20 protein-coding genes and 1 riboswitch are annotated in these 25,214 nt (G+C 46.3%); of the genes, 10 read left to right on the forward strand and 10 right to left on the reverse strand.

Annotated features, from left to right (window positions below; all coding sequences use genetic code 11):
- Positions 1–300 precede the first annotated feature (300 nt).
- The gene (locus tag QEO93_RS08350) at positions 301–954 is read left to right on the forward strand and encodes a cell division ATP-binding protein FtsE (protein ID WP_032136391.1); all 654 of its coding nucleotides are present in this window, start codon (positions 301–303) and stop codon (positions 952–954) included.
- Positions 951–1,868 carry a permease-like cell division protein FtsX gene (gene ftsX, locus QEO93_RS08355; RefSeq protein WP_032136392.1) on the forward strand — a complete coding sequence of 306 codons (918 nt, stop codon included), beginning with the start codon at positions 951–953 and terminating at the stop codon, positions 1,866–1,868. Before QEO93_RS08350 ends, ftsX begins: the two co-directional genes overlap by 4 nt.
- Positions 1,869–1,933: 65 nt before the next feature.
- Here ftsX and cytX read toward each other — a convergent pair whose 3' ends face one another.
- The 5 genes from cytX to thiM form a co-directional block, all read right to left on the reverse strand.
- Positions 1,934–3,094 (reverse strand): putative hydroxymethylpyrimidine transporter CytX, encoded by a 1,161-nt coding sequence (cytX, locus tag QEO93_RS08360; RefSeq protein ID WP_085815390.1) that lies wholly within the window; start codon positions 3,092–3,094, stop codon positions 1,934–1,936.
- Positions 3,091–3,756: a thiamine phosphate synthase gene (gene thiE / locus QEO93_RS08365; protein ID WP_032136408.1), complete on the reverse strand. Its 666-nt coding sequence runs from the start codon at positions 3,754–3,756 to the stop codon at positions 3,091–3,093. The genes cytX and thiE overlap by 4 nt, the downstream gene beginning before the upstream one ends.
- 11 nt (positions 3,757–3,767) lie before the next feature.
- Positions 3,768–4,439 (reverse strand): thiaminase II, encoded by a 672-nt coding sequence (tenA, locus tag QEO93_RS08370; protein WP_032136394.1) that lies wholly within the window; start codon positions 4,437–4,439, stop codon positions 3,768–3,770.
- 27 nt (positions 4,440–4,466) lie between these two features.
- On the reverse strand, positions 4,467–5,297 hold the full coding sequence (thiD, locus tag QEO93_RS08375; RefSeq protein WP_209434840.1) for a bifunctional hydroxymethylpyrimidine kinase/phosphomethylpyrimidine kinase: 831 nt from the start codon (positions 5,295–5,297) through the stop codon (positions 4,467–4,469).
- A gap of 139 nt (positions 5,298–5,436) precedes the next feature.
- Positions 5,437–6,255 carry a hydroxyethylthiazole kinase gene (thiM, locus tag QEO93_RS08380; RefSeq protein WP_032136395.1) on the reverse strand — a complete coding sequence of 273 codons (819 nt, stop codon included), beginning with the start codon at positions 6,253–6,255 and terminating at the stop codon, positions 5,437–5,439.
- 140 nt (positions 6,256–6,395) lie between these two features.
- Positions 6,396–6,489, reverse strand: a riboswitch (TPP riboswitch).
- Positions 6,490–6,672: 183 nt separating this feature from the next.
- Here thiM and QEO93_RS08385 point away from each other — a divergent pair.
- Positions 6,673–8,670, forward strand: a complete 1,998-nt coding sequence (locus QEO93_RS08385) for a site-specific recombinase (RefSeq protein ID WP_085815391.1) — start codon at positions 6,673–6,675, stop codon at positions 8,668–8,670.
- Between the two features lie 134 nt (positions 8,671–8,804).
- Here QEO93_RS08385 and guaB read toward each other — a convergent pair whose 3' ends face one another.
- Positions 8,805–10,271 (reverse strand): IMP dehydrogenase, encoded by a 1,467-nt coding sequence (gene guaB / locus QEO93_RS08390; RefSeq protein ID WP_032136397.1) that lies wholly within the window; start codon positions 10,269–10,271, stop codon positions 8,805–8,807.
- A 185-nt stretch (positions 10,272–10,456) separates the two neighbouring features.
- On the opposite strand from guaB, the gene QEO93_RS08395 reads away from it, so the two are divergent.
- From QEO93_RS08395 to QEO93_RS08410, 4 genes are all read left to right on the forward strand, one after another.
- The gene (locus QEO93_RS08395) at positions 10,457–10,864 is read left to right on the forward strand and encodes a hypothetical protein (protein ID WP_052368624.1); all 408 of its coding nucleotides are present in this window, start codon (positions 10,457–10,459) and stop codon (positions 10,862–10,864) included.
- 146 nt (positions 10,865–11,010) lie between these two features.
- Positions 11,011–15,450, forward strand: a complete 4,440-nt coding sequence (locus tag QEO93_RS08400) for a pilus assembly protein (protein ID WP_085815392.1) — start codon at positions 11,011–11,013, stop codon at positions 15,448–15,450.
- A 148-nt stretch (positions 15,451–15,598) separates the two neighbouring features.
- Positions 15,599–15,802 carry a hypothetical protein gene (locus QEO93_RS08405; RefSeq protein ID WP_143445705.1) on the forward strand — a complete coding sequence of 68 codons (204 nt, stop codon included), beginning with the start codon at positions 15,599–15,601 and terminating at the stop codon, positions 15,800–15,802.
- Positions 15,750–16,145 carry a hypothetical protein gene (locus QEO93_RS08410; protein ID WP_245832149.1) on the forward strand — a complete coding sequence of 132 codons (396 nt, stop codon included), beginning with the start codon at positions 15,750–15,752 and terminating at the stop codon, positions 16,143–16,145. Before QEO93_RS08405 ends, QEO93_RS08410 begins: the two co-directional genes overlap by 53 nt.
- Positions 16,146–16,199: 54 nt before the next feature.
- Here QEO93_RS08410 and uvrC read toward each other — a convergent pair whose 3' ends face one another.
- Entirely contained in the window at positions 16,200–18,032 is a 1,833-nt protein-coding gene (uvrC, locus tag QEO93_RS08415) for an excinuclease ABC subunit UvrC (RefSeq protein ID WP_032136400.1), read from the reverse strand.
- A 271-nt stretch (positions 18,033–18,303) separates the two neighbouring features.
- Here uvrC and QEO93_RS08420 point away from each other — a divergent pair, with 271 nt between their 5' ends.
- Both QEO93_RS08420 and QEO93_RS08425 read left to right on the forward strand, forming a co-directional pair.
- Positions 18,304–20,598, forward strand: a complete 2,295-nt coding sequence (locus QEO93_RS08420; protein ID WP_032136411.1) for a TonB-dependent hemoglobin/transferrin/lactoferrin family receptor — start codon at positions 18,304–18,306, stop codon at positions 20,596–20,598.
- A 134-nt stretch (positions 20,599–20,732) separates the two neighbouring features.
- Complete coding sequence (locus tag QEO93_RS08425; protein ID WP_032136401.1) at positions 20,733–21,305, forward strand: biliverdin-producing heme oxygenase; 573 nt, start codon at positions 20,733–20,735, stop codon at positions 21,303–21,305.
- 44 nt (positions 21,306–21,349) lie between these two features.
- On the opposite strand, the gene waaC is transcribed toward QEO93_RS08425, so the two are convergent.
- From waaC to QEO93_RS08440, 3 genes are all read right to left on the reverse strand, one after another.
- Positions 21,350–22,327, reverse strand: a complete 978-nt coding sequence (gene waaC, locus QEO93_RS08430) for a lipopolysaccharide heptosyltransferase I (RefSeq protein WP_032136402.1) — start codon at positions 22,325–22,327, stop codon at positions 21,350–21,352.
- A 29-nt stretch (positions 22,328–22,356) separates the two neighbouring features.
- Positions 22,357–23,118 (reverse strand): glycosyltransferase family 32 protein, encoded by a 762-nt coding sequence (locus tag QEO93_RS08435; protein WP_032136403.1) that lies wholly within the window; start codon positions 23,116–23,118, stop codon positions 22,357–22,359.
- A 62-nt stretch (positions 23,119–23,180) separates the two neighbouring features.
- Positions 23,181–23,720, reverse strand: a complete 540-nt coding sequence (locus tag QEO93_RS08440) for a DUF924 family protein (protein ID WP_032136412.1) — start codon at positions 23,718–23,720, stop codon at positions 23,181–23,183.
- Positions 23,721–23,866: 146 nt separating this feature from the next.
- On the opposite strand from QEO93_RS08440, the gene hemL reads away from it, so the two are divergent.
- Entirely contained in the window at positions 23,867–25,150 is a 1,284-nt protein-coding gene (gene hemL / locus QEO93_RS08445) for a glutamate-1-semialdehyde 2,1-aminomutase (protein ID WP_032136404.1), read from the forward strand.
- Positions 25,151–25,214 lie beyond the last annotated feature (64 nt).

Below are 25,214 nucleotides of genomic sequence, written 5' to 3' on the forward strand. Positions count from 1 at the left end.
AACAGGGAATACACACAACTTATCCGTGCACTTTTCACAAAAATGACACAGTTTATACACAAACTTATCCACAAATGCTTTCAGACTGAGACCTTTGCAAAACTTTAGATTTGAGCAATTTTCAAAGCCATAGCAGCGCAAAAAGCGACTACGTACATGAAGTACGTTGAGCTTTTGAGCAGCGCATGGCGAAGAAAATTGCCAAAGATGAAGATTTTGCAAAGGTTTCAGGCTGCCTGAAAGTAAACAAATCACGTATAATTAGCGGAATTTTTTACCGAATAAAACATAAACTTAAAAATGATACGTTTTGAATCAGTTTCCAAAACTTACCCTGGTGGTTTTCAAGCCTTGAAAAACGTCAGCTTCAATATTGGTAAAGGCGAAATGATTTTCGTGGCAGGACATTCAGGCGCAGGCAAATCCACGATTTTGCGCTTGATTGCAGGCATTACAAAACCAACCACAGGCAAAGTGCTTATCAATAAACACGACTTGGGTTCTCTGTCTGATAATCAGTTGTGCTATTTGCGCCAACACATCGGCATCGTGTTCCAAGACCACAAAATTTTGTACGACCGCAATGTGCTGCAAAACGTGATGTTGCCTTTGCGGATTATTGGTTATGACAATAAATCCGCAGAAAAACGCGCGCGCGTGGCGATTGAAAAAGTGGGTTTGGCTGGGCGCGAAAAGGACGACCCAAACGGTTTATCAGGTGGCGAACAGCAGCGTTTGTGCATTGCCCGTGCTGTGGTTCATCAACCCAGCTTGCTGATTGCGGACGAACCGTCTGCCAACCTTGACCGCGCGTATGCGTTGGACATTATGGAATTGTTCAAAACCTTCCACGAAGCGGGGACGACCGTGATTGTGTCGGCGCACGATGAAAGTTTGATGCAAGATTACGGACATCGCATTTTGCGTTTGCAGGAAGGCAGGTTCGCGGCATGAATAACAACTATCTTTCGTTGCACGCGGAAAGTGCCAAACGGGCGATTGCGTATTTCTTCAAGCAGCCTGTAGCAACTTTGCTGATTTTGGCGATGTTGTCGATTGCGATGACTTTGCCGCTGACTTTGTATTTGGGTGTTCAGAGCAGTCAAACGGTGTTGAGCAAATTGAGCGAAGTGCCGCAAATCACGGTTTACATGGAACCTGAAGCGAATGAAGCGGAAACGGAAAACGTCCACATGCTGCTGACTTCGGACAAGCGCGTGAAAGAAGTGAAGTTTGTAAACAAGGAAGACGGCTTGGCAGAAATGCAAAAAGCAATGGGTTCGCAGGACATTGTGTCTATGTTGGACGAAAATCCATTGCCCGATGCGTTTGTGGTTACGCCGTTGGAAAACAAACCTGAAGTGATTTCGGCGTTGCAAAGTGAAGCGGCGCATTTCCCAATGGTGGAAAGCGCGCAAATGGATAAGGAATGGATGCAGACCTTGTATCAATTTAACCGTTTGATGAACCAGATTTTTTGGTTCTTGGCGATTACCTTGGGTGTGGCGTTTGTGTTGGTGGCACACAATACCATTCGCTTGCAGATTTTGAGCAGCAAGGAAGAAATTGAGATTACAAAATTGTTGGGTGCGCCGTCTGCGTTTGTGCGCCGTCCGTTTTTGTATCAGGCTGCGTTTCAGAGCTTTTGGGCTGTTGTGATTAGCTTATGCTTGTGTACTTGGGTGATGTTGGCGACTCAACCTGTGGTTTCGCAAATCGTGCAACCGTATGGGATTAACCTGCAATGGCGTGCGTTTACGCCGTGGGAAATGGTGATGATTACGGTGGTGGTTGTGGTGCTGGGCATGACAGGTGCTTGGTTGGCGGTAACGCAGCATTTGTATTTGTTCCGCGCTAAACGGAATTAATAATTTCAGGCAGCCTGAAAATGGAAAACAGCGTGTTTTAACATACACGCTGTTTTTTTGTATTTTCAGGCAGCCTGAAATTTTCTACTCAACACAAAATCAGTTATCACGCATAAAACGATTGTCATCGCCATCACAGGCAAAGTATTACCCACGCTTAATGGGTGTGCCAGCCAATAGCGATACAAACCAAAACCCAACAACCAAATCAGCACATTTCGCCCATTCACATTTTGCTCACAAACAGGTTTTTTCAAAATAAAAAAGTCTGCAATCAAAATCGCAATCATCGGCGCAAACACCGAACCAATCCAATACAAAAAATCCGTAATGTCGTTCATCGAGAACAACATCGCTGCGATGGTGCAAAGTACTGTTATCGCGATTGCAAACGATTTTTCAGGCAGCCTTTGCCAAATGGCTTGCGTGGAAATACTTGCCGAATGTACGTCCAAAAAAGTGGTGGTAACGGTGGAAAACACAATCATCAACACGCCGATTGCGCCCAAACCCAAATTCAGCAAAATCTTCGCCAAATCTGTTTCGCCAACAAACAACGCCATACCCAAACCCATCGCATACATCCACGAACTCATCACGCCATACGCCACGCTGCTGATTAAGGCAGCCTGAAAAGGTTTGCTTGCGGAACGTGTATAGTCGCTCACCAATGGCAACCACGACAACGGCATAACCGCCGCCAACTCTATCGCCGCGCCAAAACTCATCGCTTCACCAGTTGGCATTTTCAGACTGCCTGAAAAGATTTTGGTGGAAATCACCAGCGTAACCAATAGCAAAGCCAATACCGCCAGCAAATTAATTTTGCTCAAATAGCGATTGCCTAGCCACAGCCACAACACAATCAAACCACCAATCAGCGCACACCAAAGCACATGATTCATCACACCAAACACTTGCGCTGCGGCTGCACCATCGTAAATCATAATTGCCGTCCAGCCGACCAGTTGCATCACGTTCAGCAAGGCAAACAGCCGTCCGCCTATTTGTCCAAAGCTGCTTTTCACGGTTTCCATAGCCGTTTGTTGGCGTACCGCGCCAATATAGCCAGCCAAGAAAAACAACACGCCGCCAATCAAATGTCCCAGCACAATCGCCAACAAACCCTGCTGCCAACCGAGTGGCGCAAAAAATGTTCCCGTTAAAATTTCCGCTAGTGATACCGCCGCACCTGCCCACAACACAGCATAAGAAAACAGTTTCATGCGAATATCTCCCGTAGTTGGCGCACGGCAGCCGCCTTATCCGCTGCTTGCGTAATCGCAGAGATCACAGCCACGCCGTCAGCGCCTGCTTGACGCAATAATTTTGCATTTTCCAGCGTAATCCCACCAATCGCCACCAACGGTTTATCGCCAATCAGTTGCCGAGCGGTTCGCACAAATTCCACGCCGAGATTTTGCACCGCGTCAGGTTTGGATTGAGTCGGAAAAATCGCACCCACCGCAAAATAATCTATTTCAGGCAGCCTGAAACTGCTTTGCAAATGCTCAACCGAACTATTGGAAATCCCCAAAAATAATTTCCCATTCGTCAATTTCACGGCTTCCACCGCCGCCATATCCGATTGCCCGATGTGAACGCCGTCTGCGCCCAAGTTAACCGCCAACGCCACATCATTATTCAACACAAACGGCACACCAAATTGACGGCATAAATCCCGACAATCTTTGGCTAATTCAATCATTTGATTTTCATCTTGCAAAGAAAACTCGCCTTTTTCGCGCAACTGAAAACAGGTAATCCCATTTTGCAAAGCCGTTTCCAAAACGCCCAATAATTTTTGCTGTGGCGAACCGCTTGTTTCGTGGCGACAATCTTGTGTGCCAGCAACAAAATAGACTTTTAACATTTCGCGTTCAAACATATTTTTTCCTTTCAGGCAGCCTGCATACGCCATTCATGCTGCTGATACGCGCTATCCCAAAACAGCCATTCCAATTTTGCCGATGTGGTGTAGGCAATGTGCATTTTCGCCAAAGTTTCGGCATCAACACGACTGGCGACATCATCAATCAAATCAATCGCTTTGCGAACAGATTGATGAAATTCATCGCCAGCGTAAGTATCAATCCACGCTTGATAAGGATTATTCGGGACAGATTGATGATAAATCGCGCTGCCAACTTCCGCATAAATCCAAAAACACGGCAATAAACTTGCCAAAACAACAGGATAACTTTCCGACCACGCAGTCGCCAATAAATACGATGTGTAATGGTGCGATGCTTCGGTTAAAGGCGTGTTGGCGAATTGTTCCGCGCTGATGCCAAATTGCTGCATAAAACCACCGTGTAATTGACGTTCCACCGCCACCGCGCCTTGTGCAAATTGCGAAAATTGCAAAATCCCATTCGCATCAAAGGCTTTGGCAGCACACACCGACAAAGCGCGTCCGTAGGCTTCCAAATAATGCGCGTCCTGAATCACATAATGGCAAAACGCATCTTGCGCCAAAGTGCCTTGCGCCAATTCTTGATTAAACGGCAAATTCAATGTTTCTTGATACAACGCTTCATTGCGTTGCCAAACGTCTTTTGAAAATAACATTTTGATTTTCCTTGTGTAAATTTATTTTCAGGCAGCCTGAAAATCATCACGCAACGCCCAATGATTAACCGCACCATGCCCATGCCCGATGTTAATCGGATTGCTGATTGCACGGCTAATCCCTTGTTTCGCCAACTGAATAGCGGATAACGCGTCCGTGCCTTTCGCCAATTCCGCCGCAATACAAGCCGAAAACGTGCAACCTGTGCCGTGCGTGTGGCGCGTGTCAAAACGCGGCGATTCCAACACCAAATTTTCATCACGCGCAAACACCCAGTCACGACACATCGCGCTTGCAGAATTGCCCAAATGTCCGCCCTTAATCACCACCGTTTCCGCGCCCAAATCTTGTAAAATCCGCGCCGCCCGTTCCGCGTCCGTGTCCGATTGCACTGCCACGCCTGTCAGCATTTCCGTTTCGGGCAAATTGGGCGTAACCACTTTGGCGCGTGGCAACAATTCACGTTTCAACGCATTTAAAGCACTTTCCTGCAACAACGGCGCACCGCCTTTCGCCACCATCACAGGGTCAAGCACCAAAGCACCAAAATCGTATTTTTGAATCGAATTTGCCACACATTCAATCACTTCCGCCGTGCCAAGCATACCGATTTTATACGCCCGAATATCAAAATCCGCGCCAATCGCGTCAATCTGCGCCGAAATCATTTCCAACGGCAAAACGTGAATACCATGAACGCCCAAGGTATTTTGCGCCGTAACCGCCGTCAAAACGCTTGTACCAAACGCGCCACGCATTTGAAAGGTTTTCAAATCGGCTTGAATACCTGCACCGCCACCGCTATCCGAGCCAGCAATCGTTAAAACTTGAGAAATCATCATTTTCCCTTTCAACATAAAAGCCGTAGGGTAGGGGCTTGCACCCACCCTACGCAAAAATTGTTGTGTACAGAATTTAAAAATAAAGTTTTTCAGGCTGCCTGAACGTGGCGTATCGCCGCCACCCCCACTCTTTCGCGCCGTGAAACTCAACCATTTATGTCAAAAAATCCAAATCTACATTTGCGAACTGCGCCACCTGTTCCTCGTTGATTGCTGCCAACGAATCCAACAACCGCACCGCAAAAGTCCCCGTTTGTGAATCCGCCAAACCTTGTGCTGCCAATTCCCCAGCCACCGCGTAAACCATACACGCTTCGCAGGCTGCCTGAAACGCCAACTCACGCGGCGCAACCGCCACAAACGCCCCCACCACCGCACTCAACAAACACCCCGAAGCCGTCACTTTCGGAAACAACGCCACGCCATTACTTAACCGCGCCACCTGTTTGCCGTCCGACACAAAATCCTGTTCGCCACTCAATACCGCCACGCAGGAAAATTTCTGCGCCACCGTTTTCGCGATGTCCGCCAAATTGCCTGAACCTTTGCCAGCGTCCACGCCTTTCGCTTGCCAGTCCACGCCAGCCAAATACGCCAATTCGCCAGCGTTGCCCCGAATCGCGGTAAACGAAATGTCATTTACCAATTTCGCCACCGTGTTGCGCCGCAACTGGCTTGCGCCCACCGCCACAGGGTCAAGCACCACAGGCACATTCGCCCGATTGGCTGCCACGCCAGCCACCAACATTGCCGCCACTTTTTCATCGGACGGCGTACCCAAATTCAACACCACCGCGCTGCTGATTGCTGCCAATTCCGCCATTTCGTCAGGGCTTTCCGCCATCATCGGCGATGCGCCAATCGCCAACAAACCATTCGCGGTAAAATTTGCCGACACCAAATTGGTAATATTGTGAATCAACGGATTGCGTTCACGAACCACATTTAAAAATTGAGCTTGAAAAGTTTGCATGATTGAATTTCCCTAAAAAAATATGTTCAGGCTGCCTGAAAACGGAAAACAGAAAAAATCCAATTAGTAAAGAGATAGAAAACAGAAAAGCACACTTGCGCCATAAATGGGCAAATGTGCTTTTAAGATTGAATAGGGGAATAGATATTCATTTAGTTTCCTACGTCAGTGCTAACTGTATCAGGTTCACGGGTATTTCTCAGCCGCCGACTGGCAGCACCCCGACTAAAAAAGTAGTGAGCGGTAATTCTATATTATGAACGGTGTGAGAACAAGTTTTCTCACGAAAACGCAGCCTGAAAAAACCTTAATGCTATAATTAACCGATTCAAGATTTTAAAATTTGTTTTCAGGCTGCCATATTTATTGCGTTGTGTAATGTGGTAAATATTTTCAGGCTGCAAGAAAGGAGCAACCATGCCTTGTCCCAAAAACACCAATCTAGCCGAATTTATCGCCAACCAAGTCGCGCAGAACGATGCGTTTACCTTGCTGCAAAGTTTGGCGATTTGGTTGCGCCAGCGAAAAGGCAAATTTGCGCCCGAACGTATGGCGTTGCTGATTGATACTTTGGAAAAGCACCCCGAACTGTGTACGCAAATCGCTGAACTGCTGGGCAAATGGCTAGGCAGTATGCGCCTGTATCCTTTGCTGATTAGCGCAGGGATTTTTTCGCGCAAAGGCTTTCGTGGCGAATTGGGGGCGCGGTTATACGAATATCTCAACCCTGCCTACAAAGACCCAAATGATTTGCGTGATGTGTTTGCGCTGCTGTTTGTGCAAGCACGAGATTCGCGTTGGATTCATGCGATTGAGCCGAAAATGTGGGCGCGTTTGTTTCATCTAATTTGGCAAAAAACCACGCCACAAACACGCGAAACGCTGCGCCGTTATGTGCGTTGGGAAGGCTTCCACGCGATTGAAATGCTGTCGATTTGGGTGGCGGCAGAAGCTCTTGAGCCTGATTTGGTACGGCTTGACCCGAAATTGTTGGGGCAAGAATCGGCATTTGTGGCGTTTAAGCGCGAAGTGGCTTTGTGGTTACACGCGCACGTCAATCGCAAGGATTTTGACGATAGCCATTTGCAAGTGATGTTGCAGCAATGCCGCGATAAGGTGGACAGGCTGCGCAAACTGGGAACAGGCACGGGCGCAGGTTCGTCTATGGCGGTGGCGCATTTGTTGGAACGATTGGAACAGACATTCAACCGTATTGTGTTGCTGCTGGAAGTGTTTAGCAGAGAGAAACCGCGTTTGCGTTGCTTGCTGAAACTGGCAGATAAGCTGGCGTGTGCTTCTGCGGAGCAACACAGCGCAACGCGTTTGTGGAAACGCAGCGTAGGCATGCTTTCGCGCAGCATCACGCAAAACACGAGCGACCACGGCGAGCATTACATCACACGTACGAAAAAAGAATACATGGGCATGGTGTGGTCTGCGGCTGGTGGCGGTGTGTTGATTGCGCTGATGGCGTTGTTCAAAATTATTTATATTGGGCGCAATATTGAAAACCCGTTTGCGTATGGCGTGGCTTCGGGGCTGAATTACGGCTTGGGGTTTATGTTGATTTTTATGCTGCATTTTACGGTGGCGACCAAGCAGCCTGCGATGACGGCGGCGCGTTTTGCGGCGGCGGTGGAGCGCAATGAAAAAGGTCGCGCAGTGGATAAAAAACTGGCGCAATTATTGATTGATGTGGTGCGCTCGCAAGTGGCGGCGGTTGCTGGCAATGTGATTGTGGCGATGTCTGTGGCGATGTTGGTGGCGGTGGGCTATCGTTTGGCTTACGGCACGCCGATTTTGACGGAGGCGGAAGCGGCGTATCAAACGTATTCTGTGAATCCTTGGGGCGCAACGCTGTGGTATGCGGCGATTGCTGGGCTGTGGTTGTTCTGCTCAGGGATTATTTCGGGCTATTTTGATAACCGTTGCGATTATTTGAATTTGCGTATGCGTTTGCGCCAACACCCTGTTTTGAAGCGTTTGCTGCCTGAAAAATTGCGCGGTAAGGTTGCGGATTATATGCACAAGAATTACGGTAGCTTAATGGGTAATCTGTGCTTTGGTATGCTGCTGGGTATGACGGCTTTTGTGGGACACGCGCTGGGCTTGCCGTTGGATATTCGCCATGTGGCGTTTTCTTCGGCGAATATTGGCTATGCGACGGTGGCTGGCAATGGCGGATTGCTAGTTTTTTTGCAGAGCTTTGTGTTTGTACTGCTGATTGGTGGGGTGAACTTAATGGTGAGTTTTGCGCTGACGCTGCGCGTGGCGTTGCGTGCGCGTGAGGCGAAAATTGAAAGCTGGTGGAGCGTGTTTAAGTGTGGCTATCAGTTGATTAAAGAGAAACCGTTGAGTTTGATTTTGCCTGTGGGTTTGGAAGACGGCACGGAAATGCAGCCTGAAAAAGTATAGTTAATGCCCTTATCTTTTTAATACTGCGTTGGCAACGCTGTACTGGTTTGAATTTAATTTACCTATAACATAATAAGAAAAGCAGCCTGAAATAATCTTTCAGGCTGCTTTTTAATCAAATATAGTGAATTAAATTAGCGAACTTGATAATTAGGCGCTTCTTTCGTGATTTGCACATCATGCACATGAGATTCACTCATACCTGCCGACGTGATTTCCACAAATTCCGCTTTTTCGTGCATTTCCGCAATCGTTTTGCAACCCAAATAACCCATGCTTGAGCGCAAACCGCCCACCAACTGATGAATAATGTTCACAATCGGGCCTTTATGCGGCACACGTCCCTCAATCCCTTCAGGCACATATTTGTTCGCATTATCCTGTTTTTCTTGGAAATAACGGTCATTCGAGCCTTGGCTCATCGCGCCCAGCGAACCCATACCGCGATAAGATTTGTAGGCACGACCTTGGTACAGCTCAATTTCCCCTGGTGCTTCGTCCGTGCCCGCAAACATGCCACCGAGCATCACACAATCCGCACCAGCCGCCAATGCTTTAGCAATGTCGCCAGAAAAACGAATACCGCCGTCCGCAATCACAGAAACGCCTGTGCCTTTCAACGCTTCAGAAACATTGTGAACCGCTGTTAATTGCGGCACACCCACACCCGCTACAATACGTGTTGTGCAAATCGAACCAGGGCCAATGCCCACTTTTACCGCGTCCGCGCCAGCCGCAGCCAAATCTTTTGCCGCCGCAGCCGTTGCAATATTGCCGCCAATCACTTGCACATCAGGGAACGTTTGTTTCACCCAACGCACACGGTCAATCACACCTTGGCTATGCCCGTGTGCCGTGTCCACCACAATAATATCCACGCCAGCCGCCACCAAAGCGCGCACACGTTCTTCCGTATCCGCGCCCGTGCCAACTGCTGCGCCCACACGCAAACGACCTTCATCATCTTTATTCGCGTTTGGAAATTCCGTATTTTTGATGATGTCTTTAACCGTGATTAAACCTTTCAGTTCATCTTTATCGTTCAACACCAACACGCGCTCAATTTTATGTTCGTGCATGATTTGGCGCGCTTCTTCAATAGATGTTCCCACTGGTACAGAAACCAATTTCTCACGCGGCGTCATAATGGCAGACACAGGCAAATCCAAGCGTGTTTCAAAACGCAAATCACGGTTGGTTACAATACCAATCACTTTGCCATTTTCCACCACAGGCAAACCTGACATTTTACGTTTACGTTGCGCACGCTCTTCCAGCAAATCACGAATCAATAAATCAGGAGAGACCGTAATCGGGTCTTTTACAATCCCGCTTTCATGACGCTTCACTTTTCGCACAGCAATTGCTTGTTGTTCAGGAGTCATGTTCTTGTGGATGATACCAATACCACCTTCTTGCGCCATAGAAATCGCCAAACGCGCTTCCGTTACCGTGTCCATTGCGGCAGAGAGTAAAGGCAAATTTAAAGAGATTGATTTGGTGAGGGAAGTTTTTAGCGAGACATCGCGAGGGAGAATTTGAGAGTGTGCGGGAACGAGCAATACATCATCAAATGTATAGGCTTTTTCTACGATACGCATAATGCATTTTACCTTTACGTTTTGGGTTGAAAATTTCGATTAAATGCACAGAATTGTAGCATATTTGCCCTTTTCAGGCAGCCTGAAAACCAAACTTTCATGACAGCAAACACATTTAGGCAGTACAATAATCAGTCATTGTAAAAAAACCTTTAAATACTTTATTTTTATTAAGGAATATCATTATGAAACTTTCTACTATTTTGACTATTGCAGCCTTCGCCATTCCCACTTCTGTCGCATTAGCAGGCACAGGCGCGTATTACGATTGCGGCAACGGCTATTTTTCAGATAAGCCAGTGGGTTTGAATACAGGTAAGTGTACTTTGAGAAGCGTACGCACAGGCGCATCTATTCCGTTGAATAATGGCAATGACCAGCCGATGAGCTTGGCAGACCGTCAAGCGGCATTAAATGCTGAAATTGCTGCAGCAAACAAAAAAGCAGAAGAAGAAAGCGCGAAACAAGAAGCAGCCTTAAAAGCCGAAAACTGCCAACGTGCGCAAATTAATGCCAAAACAGCAGAAACCGCACGTAATAAAGAGGAAATTCTGCCACGTTATCTGGAAGACGTAGCAAGATATTGCAACTAATCTGAAACATTTTCAGGCTGCAAAGATAAGTAATAATTCATTGACAAACTGGAAATTTTTGTTTTATAGAGTAAAATAGTGAGACGTATAAATTGATTTTAGAATCAAGCAAATTTAAGTGAGTCAAGTAAATAAGTGAGAATTTTATGAAAAAGAAAATCCCCCCCAAACCTACTCCAAAACTGCGCCAAGTAAGCCAAGCCGTGATGCTGGCTTTGCCATTGCTGGCGCTGAGTTCGGGTCAGGCGGAAACCACAACCAACTTTGCCACAGGTGCGTTAGCAGGTTCCGCCATTCAATACGACCCTAACGTTGTGTTGGCGCTGTCTGTGGAATATCCAACAGCAGGCCCAGCGTATAATGCTAAGAAGGGTGCTGAATTTACAAAGGATTCCCTGAAAAAACGCTATTTGGGTTATTTTGATAATACCAAATGTTACGTTTATCGTACTACAGGTTCAGACCAAACAGGCGTGGAAGCGTTTCGCCGTGCAAAATACAACGGTAGAGCTTTGAATAACACCGAACGAGAGAACTTCAGCAATTTCTTCGCCAATCCTGATGCGGTGAATAATATTCAATACGACGCAAGCGACAAGGCACGACACGAATATTTCGAAGTATCTAGCAACGCAAAGGATACAGCAGAAGGGATTGGTTTGTGTTCAGGTTCTAACGAATACAGTGGTAACTTCATGAACTGGGCAACCATGTCGGCAATTGATATTTTCCGCCAAGCATTAACAGGCGGTAACCGTGCAGCGACATTATTGCAAACCAGCGAAGCCTATACCGCAGGCGACAAAGTAGGTGAAACTTTCTTGCGTCGTGCGAATTTGGTGGCGAACCAGAATAGATATGCTTTTGAAGGACGTAGAGTAACGTTGCCAAAAGACTTGATGAAGCGCATTTTGCCTTCTGATTTTGCAGGCACAGATGTCAGCAAATTCTATGAGTTTGATCTTGTTGACGGTAATAGTGCAAGAAAACGTTATGAATCAAAAGTTGTTGATGCTGATATGCCAACTATTTTCATCGCAAATAATGGTTTCACTGTCGATTTTCGTCGTCCATTGACTTATAGCGCACCAATGACTACTCGTAAATGGATTTATGACTATGATCATAGAAAATCTTTTTGGCGTCCGAACAGTGTTCCTTTCACTTGCTATAAAAATGGTACGGTAGGCGACAAAACAATTATGCAGCAGGCAGATTATCGCAAATATTTTACCTATGATCCCCCAGTTAATTCTCAAGGTTGGGTCAATTACGGTAGTGTATACAAATGCTTCGGTTATAAAGAAAGTAATGAACCTAACCAAACCTATTACACCACATTAAAAAACCATGTCATGCCATTGCATGCCGTGGTAAAAGTGTGCGCAACAGGCAACTTAGAAAATAACTGTACAGGTTATCCAAAATTAGCAACAGGCTTGCCCAATAAAAATGCTACTTCTTATAAACCAACAGGTTTGATGCAGGAAAAAGAAGACCAAATGCGTTTCTCAGCCTTTGGTTATGGTAACGTACCGAATAACACCTTGAACGGCGGTCTTTTGCGTGCGCGTATGAAATACATAGCGGGTAGCAATGCTGGTAAAACAACTTATTCGGGCGAGTTTGGCTCAACTACCAGCTTGGTGGCAACAGGAGCAGAGATTGATAGCGCTACAGGGCAGTTTATCATTAACCCTGATAAACAAGATGCAGAAGCTTCTAAGGTATCAAATTCCGGTGTGATTAACTACCTGAATAAATTTGGTGATGCTTCGCGTTATAAACAATATGACCCTGCTGCAGAGTTGTATTATGTGGCTCAACGTTATTTACGTCACAAGGGTTTCCCTAGTGAATACCAATCGTTTATAAATTCTAGCTTTGAGCGTCAAACCAGTATTGCGAATTTAACGAAAGAAGAAAAAGATAATTTCCCTGCAATTACAAATTGGGATAACCCTTTAATAACTAACCCTAATATATTGCGTGAAAATGCATGCCGTCCAAATCAAATCTTGTTTATTGGTGATACGAATACACACCGAGATAATGATTTGCCTGGTTTCAGTGAAAATTATGGGGCTACGCAGGCTTATAATAATATAACCGACCCAAGTCATAGAGATGTAAGTGATAGCGATATTAAGCTGGATACTGTATTAGAAACCATTATTCAACACCAAAATCAACATCATCTATTTGCATCGTCTTTTGACAATACTGGTTCTCAGCGTTCGCGTTCAGGTATGGCGGGTTTGGCTTATTGGGGTCATGTGAATGACTTGCAAGCCAAGTTGAATGGTAGACAAACTGTAAGTAGCTTCTTTGTAGACGTTTTGGAAGAGAATGATTACAAGGGTGGTCCTATTTATAAAAATGCTTATTATTTAGCAGCAAAATATGGTGGTTTTACTGGTAATACTACTAAAACCAGTATGCCTGATGAGCGTAGTCAATGGACTGATGATGCACCAAACCAAAGCAGTATTTCCGCATTTGACGGCGTACCACGCAACTATGCAGTGGCAAACTCACCTGAAAACATGATTACAGCGTTGAAAAATGCGTTGAATAGTACGGTAGGCGGCCAAGTTCCATCGCAAACCAATGTTAGTACCGACGTTGATACCACTTCTGCGATTGACTTGAACAAAGGTTTATTTGTTATTCAATCTACCTTTACCGAATCTAGCCCAACTTTCAGCGGTAGTATTTTGGCACGTAAATTAACCAGAGACAGCCTGAAAGCGGGTGGTTATGATAAAAACTGTTCACCTACAGAATGTTGGGATGCAGGTGCTTTGTTGAATAGCGATTTCCACAAAGCTAACGCTTGGCGAAACCGTAACGTTTATGCAAGCAACGGTAGTACAGTAGCTAAATTTGATACTGACCATGTGAGCACATTTGAAAGCAAATTGAAAGAAAATGTAGCAACCGATGAGCAAATTAATACAGCAGACCTGATTGGTTACGTTTTGGGTGATCCAAGCAAAGAATCAAGTAATGGTTTGCGTGTACGCAACAACTACTTGATGGGTACAGTGATTAACTCTGGCTCGGCTACTATTCGTCCGAAAACTGCTAATGTTATTTCTCCTTTGGGGGGCATGTGCGAATATCAAGATAAGGATAAAGTGCGTAATCGTCCTAATTTCTACGCAGTTGCTGCTAATGATGGTATGTTGCACATCTTCAATAAAAACGGTCACGAACATATGGCTTACTTGCCATCTGTTGTATTGCCTAAATTGAATGCTTATGCAACCAAACAATACATTGGTAGCACTTACCAACGTTGGATGAACGACGGCACTCCTGTTACGGCTGAATTGTGTGATACCAGCAAAGTAGCTCATTCTATTTTGGTGGGTTCAACAGGTCGCGGCGGTAATGGCGTGTATGCGTTAGATGTTACCAACTTGAACGACAACCCCAACGAAAAGAACGTGTTGTGGGAGTTTACGCATCAAGATATGGGCTTAACTGTTCAATCACCAATCTTGTCGCACAATTCAAAAAGTGGTGAGGCTATTGCGATTGTGGGTAGCGGTTATCGCACAGACAATGGTGAGGACAAAGGTTACATTTTTGTATTAAACAACATTACTAAACCACGCAATTCATCATCAGATTGGGTTGAGGGTAATGACTACTACAAAATTCCTTTGGGCAAAGCTGGTGTAGGTGAATTGACTGCCGTAGACACCGACAACGACAATTCTGTCGATACGATTTATGTAGGCGACTTTGAAGGCAAATTGTGGAAGTTGGTGAAAGACAAGGAGACAGGTAAGTTTAAATCTGCTTATCAAAGTAACGGCACTAATGTACCATTGTTTAAAGCAGAAGCACCGATTACAGGTGCCCCAGCAGTAGAAACCAGTAGCGGCAAAACTTACGTTACTTTTGCAACAGGTCGTTTCTTCGGCAACAATGACTTGCCAACAAAAACAAACCAATTGCAGAACTATGCTTATGGTTTAATTGAACCAGAAAATACTTCTGTGGTGACTGGTGATGCAGCGCTGAGCACAAGTGGCTTATTCAACCGAAAATTTGAATTAACTACGAAGAAAACAGGCGCTGCTGCTAATACGACTTATTATGAAGTGGTAGCAGAGGATGCAAATCAAACGTTTGACCCCAGAAGCAATACTGGCTGGCGTTTGAAATTATTGTCTAATATGCTGAGTGTGGATAAAGCATCGATTGTTCAACACAAAGTCGCGCAATTCCAAGCAGTTACACCAGATACAGGTGAAAATGCTACTGATGAAAACGTATGTAAACAAACGGGTTCATCAAGCGTGATTGCTGTGAACTTGCGTACTGGCGATACTTGGAAAGCAGACCCTGTATTCGATACCAATAATGACGGCACTTTTGATAGTAAGGATGGCAACTTTGCAATGGAAACCGTATCAGGTAACGTTGCTTTGCGTAACAACACTATTAAAACGTTGCAAAAACTAAACCTGAACTTACTTGCAGGTTCTGAAGGTTCAATCTTCTCTAAAATGAACCCTCTAACTCCTACAAATAGTGTATTGAAACGCTTGTCTTGGCGCGAAATCTTCTAATCAGTCATAAAACAAACGGCATCTACAAACAGTAGATGCCGTTTTTGTTTTCAGGCTGCCTGAAGATAGATTGATTCAATGATTGCAGCATTGTGGTTAATCAGATAGTATATTGATATACAAATAAATACACAGGAAAGGTTCTAACATGGAACATCTACTAACCATATTAAAAAAAGGTATGGTTGTGGTCGGCGACGTGCTAGGGAATCCACGTCCATATCTCGATTTAGATAACGGTTTTATGCAAGATAGACAGGCTTTGCAACAAGATGTTGATAACACTGTCCGCACTTTGAATGAGCAAATTTATCATGGCCAGCAAAAATACTCAGCTCCGTGCGAAAGATAAGGCTGGCAGCGAAGTTCATCTTTCTCATAGCCAGACAGACTCCCCGATTCTTGATGTAAATTCTTTACAAAAGTTACATGAATTTCGCCCAGATATTGTTGATTTTGTGCTTAACCAAACGCAAGCAGAATCTGAATTTCGTAGAGCCGAAACTGCTCGAATAAATAATCGTATTTTTATTGAAAGAATACTGGGTATTTTATTAGCAGGATTTGTTTGTGTAAGTGGGATTGTGGGCGGTGTATGGGCAGCCAGTAAAGGGCATGAAAAATTAGGAATAGCGATTGCAGTGAGCTGTATCGGAACATTAGCTGTCGCATTTATTACTCGCAAGAAGCAATAATATCGGCAACAAAAAGCAGCCTGAAAACCAAATTTCAGGCTGCTTTTTTATATGTTACCCATGAAAATACCCATAAATCTTCTCCGCCAACGCCCGACTAATCCCCTCCGTCTGCGCCAAATCGTCCACACTCGCCGCCTGCACGCCACGCAATCCGCCAAACCGCATGAGTAAAGCCGCTTTCCGTTTCGCGCCCACGCCGTCAATATCGTTCAGCGATGAAGTTACTCGCGCCTTATCGCGTTTCGCACGCATGCCCGTAATCGCAAAACGATGGCTTTCATCGCGCACCGTCTGCAACAAATGCAAGGCTGGCGAATTGGGCGGCAGCCTGAAACGTTCGCCTGAAAATGGCAAAATCAATTCTTCCAAACCTGCTTTGCGTTCCACCCCTTTCGCAATGCCAACCAACGGAATCGTCAAACCCAACTCTTCCCATACCGCCACCGCCACACCAATTTGCCCCATGCCGCCGTCAATCAACACCGCGTCAGGAAAACGCACCGTTTCGCCATTCGCCTGCGCTTCCTTCATCTTGCCGTAACGCCGCGTCAGCACTTCACGCATCGCCGCGTAATCATCATTCGTTACGCTCGTGATGTTGTAACGGCGATACTGGCTCGGCTGCATGGCAAAATCATCGTAAACCACACAACTCGCCATCGTCGCTTCGCCCTGCGTGTGGCTGATGTCAAAACATTCCAAACGCTGCAAATCGCTTTCAGGCAGTCCCACGATTTCCGCCAACGCTGCTACTCGTGCTTGTTGATTCACATTTTGTAATTGATGTTGCGACAGCGCGTGTTCTGCGTTTTGAATCGCCCTATTTAGCCATACTTTACGCTCGCCTTTTTCCGCTTTTGGGAATTGAATGGCGCGACTGTGTTCACTATTCAAAGCAGCCTGCAAACTTTCAGGCAGCCTGAAATTACAAATCAACACATCAGGCTTCATTTTGCCCAAATAATGTTGCGCGACAAAGGCTTCCGCATAATCCTGACCGTTTGGATTCGGGTCGTGGCGCGTGTCGGGGAAAAAAGATTTATCGCCAACGTGCCGCCCACCGCGAATGCTGACCCAATGCAAACACACGCCACCATTTGCCTGCGCCAACGCCACAATATCAATATCCGCCTGATTGCCCACGCTTTGACTGTCAATAAATTGCTTGCTCTGAATCACGCTCAACGCCTGAATTTGGTCGCGCAATTTCGCCGCCGTTTCAAAATCCAAATCATCGGCAGCCTGAAACATTTGCTTTTCCAAATCTTTCAACAAATCCGCCGTTTTGCCATTTAAAAACGCCGCCGCATTTCGCACCTGTTCCGCGTAATCATCACGCGATACCGAACCCACGCACGGCGCGGAACACCGCTTAATCTGCGCGAGCAAACACGGACGGTCGCGATGTGAAAATACGCTGTCTTCGCATGTCCGAAGCTGAAACACTTTCTGCAAAATCTCAATGCTGTCGCGCACCGCGTAGCCGTTGGGATAGGGGCCGAAATATTGATTAGGCTTTTTCGGCGTGCCGCGAAAATAGGCGAGTTTGGGAAATTCGTGTCCACTAATCATCAAATACGGATACGATTTATCATCGCGGAACAAAATATTGTATTTTGGCGACAAAGATTTAATCAGATTGTTTTCCAAAATCAAGGCTTCGGCTTCGCTGCGTGTGAGCGTGATTTCCACCCGTGCAATTTGTTTAATCATCAACTGAATGCGCGGCGAATGGTCAGATTTTTGAAAATAGCTGGACACACGGCGTTTCAAATTAACTGCTTTGCCAACGTATAACACGCTGTCGTCTGCGGCAATCATGCGGTACACGCCTGATGAATTGGGGAGCGATTTTAGGAAAATTTCTAGGTTGAATTCGGACATTTCAGGCTGCCTGAAAAGAGTTTGTTAAAAAGTGTTATAAAATTACAACATAAATCTATAATTTATTTACAATAAATTTCAAATATTTAATCAAAAGGAAAAAAATTTGTACTTCGTTTTTGGAGGTAAAAACTAGAGCATTTTATTAAAAATTTCAGCAAATTATTATTTTTCAGGCTGCATTATTCTTGTATGACGCTAGACAAAACTTTACAATATGTTTCTTTTTTATGAAAATGATTTGCATTTATTAAACAACGGAATTAAGTCTATGAAGAGAGCCATCAAATTATTGCCTTTAACGCTACTGATTCAGGCTGCGTTCGCACCATTCGCTTTTGCAGAAGCAGAGCAGAATTTAGGCGAACTCCACGTTCAAGCAAGCGCGTCGCACAAACTCAACACCCAGCGCAAATCGCAAACCCTTATCCAAAACGAGCTAATTCACGACACGCGCGACCTTGTTCGTTACACCCCTGATGTTGGCATCAGCGATAACGGTCGCCACTTAAAAGGTTTCGCGATTCGTGGTGTGGAAGACAACCGCGTCGGTGTGAGCGTGGACGGCGTGTCTTTGCCCGATAGCGAAGAAAACACACTGTATTCACGCTACGGCAACTTCAACACCGCCCGTTTATCGGTAGACCCAGAACTGGTGAAAAACATCGACCTCACCAAAGGTTCGGCTTCGTTTGACGCAGGCAGTGGCGCATTAGGCGGCGTGGTGAACTACCAAACCCTGTCCGCGCGTGATTTGGTTTTGCCAAACAACCGCGTGGGCGGCTTGCTGCGTTCAGGTTACGCCAGCAAGAATCGCGAATGGGCGAACACCGTTGGTGCGGCATACGTGGGCGATAAGTTAGACGCGATTGCGCTGTATTCCCAACGCTATGGACACCAAATGGACAGCAACGGACACGGCGAATTTTACGCGCAAAACAAAAGCCAACACCCCGACCCATCGCAACATCGTTTTCACAGTTATTTAGCCAAAATCGGCTATCGTTTCACGCCAGAACACAAAGTTGGCGTGTCTGTAACAGGGCAGAATGGCACAAACACTGTTGATGAACGTTCATACACTTCTTACGGCAGCGCGTGGCGTGAAGCGGAAGACAAATACAAACGTTTGAACGTGAACACGTTTTACGAATACGCGCCCGAACAATCTGCATGGCTCGCTTCGTGGCGAACTGATTTGGATTATATGCGCGCCGATTTGAACGCGTTTAACTGGGCAGGGACGCGCAACTGGCGCACCAAAGCCAAAGAGTTAAACGAAACCAAAGACAGACGCTTGCAAACGCGTTACAAACGTTTCACTATGCGTTTAGATTTCACACCGTTCCAAGCGTGGGGCGAACATTCAGGCAGCCTGAAAGTCTTTGCCGCGCAACGTGATTTTGAAAACATCAACAAAGATGTGATCGGCATTGGCGCATCGTATGAAACTGCATTGCCGCCGTACACCATTCAGTATCCCATGAAAACCACGCAATTTGGCGTTGCCTTGAAAGACAGCATTCGTTGGAACGACCAATGGTCTGGCGAAATCGGCATTCGATACGACCACGAAAAAGTTTCGCCACAAGAATTGAACGCGGAATGCAGCAAATCTTGTAAAGCAGAAGGCAAACCGCGCAACGCGTCATTCAGCCTGTGGAACGGTTTTGCTAACGCGAATTGGCAATTTACCCCAAATTGGCGTTTGGGTTACGGCATCAGCACAGGACACCGCGTCCCAACCGCATCAGAATTGTTCTTCACCTTTGAAAACCCATACGGGACGTGGAAATCCAATCCTGATTTAAAAGCCGAACGAAGCGTCAGCCACAGCCTGAATTTGCACGGAGAAGGGCAAAAAGGGCGATTGGATTTGAGTTTGTATCACACCCGTTATCGCAACTTCCTGTTTGAACAAGAAAACTTGATTGAAACCGAGTCTTATGGTCGCAAATATCAAACGCCGATGATGCAAATGGGCAATATTGATAAAGCCAGAATCAGCGGTTTAGAGTTTTCAGGCAGCCTGAAAATGGGCGAAGGCTGGAAACTGTTTAGCTCGCTGGGATACAGCCGCGGCAAGATGTCTAGCGAAAGCAGTTTGTTATCCATTCAGCCACTCAAATCCGTGATTGGCTTGGATTACGAACAACCAGACGGACGCTGGGGCGTGTTCTCACGTTTAACATATCTGGGCGCAAAAAAAGCGCGTGATGCGAAAACCACCGAAATCGCCCAACGTTGCACCCGATACGAATTTGACCCGTGGTATGGCGAAGACGTGTGTATGAATATTGAGAAATACAAAGAAACGACCACGTATAAACACCTCAATAAATCCGCATTCGTGTTTGACGTGTTTGGTTACTACAAGCCAAGCAAACACCTAACCCTGCGCGCTGGTGTGTATAACCTATTCAACCGTCAATACCACACTTGGGACGCATTGCGCGGTATCAACGCCAACAGCACCACCAACAGCGTGGACAAAGATGGCTACGGTTTGCAACGCTACTATGCACCGTCTCGCAATTTTGCCGTTTCCGCAGAATATCGCTTTTAAACTTTCAGGCTGCGATGAAGTAGGCTGGGTCGCGACCCAGCAAGATAGTTCATCATTTTGCTGGGTTATAACCCAGCCTACGTAAATGGCAGCCTGAAAATTTTATTTACTTAGGAACATAACAGGAGAATCCAATGAACGAAATATTCAACGTCTTTCTAAAAGAAAACAGCCGCGCCACGCACGACAGCGTGGACGAACTCGTGATGTCCGTCAAACCCTTTGACTCCAAAGAAAACTACATCAAATTTTTGCAACTACAAGCCATTTTTCATCGCATTGTAGACAAAATTTACAAAGACCCAACCCTCAACCAAAAAATCCCCAACCTCGCCGAATTAGCCCGTTACGATGCCGTTTGCCAAGATTTGCAAGACTTAAACGCGCAAGAAAAAACCGTATCGCTCGCCATTCCACAGCCTGAAGGCTTGGCAACATTGGGCTGGTTATACTGCGCAGAAGGCTCAAACGTTGGCGCAGCGTTTTTGTATAAAGACGCGCAAAACAATCTCGGTTTTACTAGCGAACACGGCGCGCGCCACTTAGCCGCTCATTCCGAAGGTCGCGGCAAACACTGGCGCGGTTTTGCCGAACAAATGAACCAGCTCAACGTGCCGCGTGAAGATTGGGATACCGTTTTGCAAGGGTCGTTGGACGCATTCGCGTTTTACAAAAAATTGGTTCGTGAGATTTTTGAATTAAGCTGAACCACATAAAAAAGCAGCCTGAAAAGTTTTCAGGCTGCTTTTTATTATCGCACATCAAAATTTTTCAGGCTGCGTTGCACTGCCGCAAACACATCATCAACGCTCGGACTCAATCCAACGCCGCCTAAATTCACTGCCCAATTGCTCGTCTGCACCCCCGTTTTCACAGGGTTGCTGTCCGTATAAATCCCCACCAACGGACGATTAACCGCATTCGCTAAATGCAACAAACCCGTATCCACGCCCACCACCGCGCGCGCATTCGCCAACATCGCCGCCGCCTGAAGCAAATTCAATTTCGGGCAAACCTGCGCGAACGGCAAGCGCACCGAAATCGCAATCGCCCGTTGCTGTTCCGTTTCGTTGCCCCACGGCAGCAACACAGGCAAACCGTCCGTTTCATGCAAACGCGTGAGCAGCGAAACCCAATTTTCCACCGCCCACAATTTGCTATCGCGACTGGTTGCGTGCAAAGCCACATGATAACGCGCTGGCAAATCTTTCAGGCTGCCTGAAACGGTTTCAGGCACAACCACGCCAAAATCAGGCACCCCGTCCACCGCGTAACCAAACGCTTGCGCGAATAATTGACGATTGCGCCACACCGCGTCTTCGCCTTTTCTCACGGGGAATTTTTGTGCGTAAAACATCGCTGCCATCGGTTCACGCGCAGACTGTTTGTTCAAACCCCACACGGGCGCGGAGGCGAATTTGGCAAACGCGGCGGATTTAATCAAGCCTTGGCTGTCCAAAACATTGTCGTATTGCTGCACCAATAAATTGGCTTTCAGGCTGCCGATTGTTTGCCAAGTCGCAGCCTGAAAAATCTGTTTGCGCCATTGTCGCCAACGCATTTCGTGGACATGTTTCACAAAGGGGTGCAATCGGGCGATGTCGGCGAAACTGGCTTCGCACAGCCAATGTAGTTCTACATCGGGACGATGTTGGGCTAGGTCGGTAATGGCGGGTAGGGTGTGGATTAAGTCGCCCATGCTGGATAGGCGGACAAGTAGTGTTTTCATGTTTTAGATTGGCAATAAATGGGTAGTTTTCAGGCTGCGTTTTTACAAGACAATTCTGGCGATACGTGAATATTCGGGTCGTATTCTTTGCGCTCTTGATACAGTTGTAGGTAATTATTTGTTCCTTTGGCACCAAACGCGCTTAAATCACCACCCATGTTTTCGCCTTTGTGCAGGGCAAACAAAAAGCCATCATGGAACACATAACCGCGATTCTTACGTGGGTGTGTGGGCGTTAAATCCATGAATGAGCCTGTGAGTATGCGGTGATTTGCGCCTTCTTGCGCTAAGATATGACCGAGCGCGACGGGGCCTGTTGCGGCTAATGTGGTGCGACCTCGGATTTCGTGCGAGATGTTGTAGCACACGTAATCAATCAGTTTTTCTAAAATGGGGCTGCCTGCTTTGGCATACAAAATGCCGTTGCAATAGGCAACGGGAATGCCTTGCTGATGAAACAAATCCATAAAGGCAATCATGTCGATGTTGTCATCAATGCGATTAACGGGATTGATGACGCGTGTGGAAATATCAAAATACCAGCCACCCAGTTTGTATAGCAATAAATACCGCGCCAAATCTGCTTTAAACGCGTATGGCACCAGTTTATCAAATGCTTTGAGCATTTCTGCACCATAGTTTTGCATAATCCATTCGCGTAACGTTTCTTTAAAATAAATTACATGCTGCGTGTGTTGCACATTTTGGTTCACGCTTTGAACGGCTTGATTGAGGGCGGCAGGTAGTTGCCCTGCGGGTTCGTCGCTGATATAAATTTGATGGATATACATTGCTTTTCTCTGGTAAACATTTTTTCAGGCTGCGTTAAATCTTTAACGCAGCCTGAAAATTATTAAAACCCGCGAGGATTGTCTTTTAAAAACGCTGTTTCTTCTGATGTGTTTTTGCGACCCAGCGCCTGATTGCGGTGCGGATAACGTCCAAAGCGTTCCAAAACAGCTTTATGACGCAGTGCAAATTCCAAAGTCCCTGCTGAAGTATATTTGGCAAACAAGCGCGTGGCTTGTTCGTGTACTTTCAAACTTTCGCTGTGCATAAACGGCAAAATGGCAAATTGTTTGTATTCCGCCACCATGAATTTGAACTCTTCGTCTTTCACAATTTCTTGTGCCAAAATCAATGCCATGCCGTCTTGAGTATACGCGCGCGCAGAGTTGCGAAATAAGTTGCGTGAGAATTGGTCTAGCACAATAATTTCTGCCAAGCGTCCGTACATGGTTTCACGCCATTCAAATAGTTCGCCTGCGATTGCTGCTTTCCACACGTCTTCAAAATTGGTGCGCACTAAATCATCAAAATCAGCGTCGTGTTTAAACCAATTTGGTTTCACAGATTCATCAAACCAGAAATCTAAAATTTGTTGTGCTTCCACTAGATATTCCTTTTTATTCAAGTTTTCACAATAAATACTATTTTACTGTTTCAGGCAGCCTGAAAACAGAGTTTGCACAAAATATATTTTCAGGCAGCCTGAAATAAGCATTAAAATATTCTTTTTTCTACACAAAGGATATTCCCATGACCAACCGCAACGAACAACTTTTCACTCGCGCCAAAAACATTATCCCAGGCGGCGTAAACTCACCCGTTCGCGCATTTGGCAGCGTAGGCGGCGTACCCCGTTTCATCAAAAAAGCCCAAGGCGCATACGTTTGGGACGAAAACGACCAACGCTATATTGACTACGTGGGTTCATGGGGTCCAGCCATTGTCGGACACGCACACCCTGAAGTATTAGAAGCCGTGCGCGAGGTAGCCTTGGACGGCTTATCATTCGGCGCACCGACTGAAGCCGAAATCATCATCGCCGAAGAAATCGCCAAAATCATGCCCAGCGTAGAGCGATTGCGCCTTGTCTCATCAGGCACAGAAGCCACCATGTCCGCCATTCGCCTCGCACGTGGCTACACCAATCGCGACAAAATCATCAAATTTGAAGGCTGCTACCACGGGCATTCCGACAGTTTGCTCGTGAAAGCAGGCAGCGGCATGCTCACATTCGGTAACCCAAGTTCCGCAGGCGTGCCAGCCGATTTCACCAAACACACCATCGTCTTGCCATACAACGACACAAGCAGCCTGAAAGAATGTTTTGCCCAATTTGGCGACCAAATCGCCTGCGTAATTTTAGAACCCGTTGCAGGCAACATGAATTTAGTCAAACCGACCACTGACTTTATCCAAACCCTGCGCCAAATCACCGAACAAAATGGCACAGTCTTGATTTACGATGAAGTGATGACAGGTTTCCGTGTGGCGTTGGGCGGCGCACAATCCATTCACGGCATCAAACCCGATTTAACCACCATGGGCAAAGTGATTGGCGGCGGTATGCCATTGGCAGCGTTTGGCGGCAAAAAAGAAATCATGGAATGTATTTCTCCACTGGGTGGCGTGTACCAAGCAGGCACATTGTCGGGCAACCCCGTTGCTGTAGCCGCAGGTTTGAAAACATTGGAAATTATCCAGCGCGAAGGTTTTTATGAAAACTTAACCGCGCGCACCGAACAGTTAATCAATGGCTTCAACCAAGCCGCGAAAAACGCGGGCGTTACGTTCTGCGCCGACAGCATTGGCGGCATGTTCGGCTTGTATTTTGCCGATACATTCCCAAGCACTTACGTAGACATGGCAGCCAGCAATGTAGGCGCGTTCAAGCAATTCTTCCACGGTATGTTAGACAACGGTGTAGCATTTGGTCCATCAGCTTATGAAGCTGCGTTTATGTCTGCCGCGCACACCCCAGAATTGATTGACGAAACAATTAACATTGCAGAAAAAGTGTTTTTCTCAATGAAATAAGGTTTTCAGGCTGCAAAGGGGTATAATTCGCCCCTTATTTTTCAGGCAGCCTGAAAAAATTTTT

The organism is Kingella negevensis (assembly GCF_030177895.1).
Taxonomy (GTDB): domain Bacteria; phylum Pseudomonadota; class Gammaproteobacteria; order Burkholderiales; family Neisseriaceae; genus Kingella_C; species Kingella_C negevensis.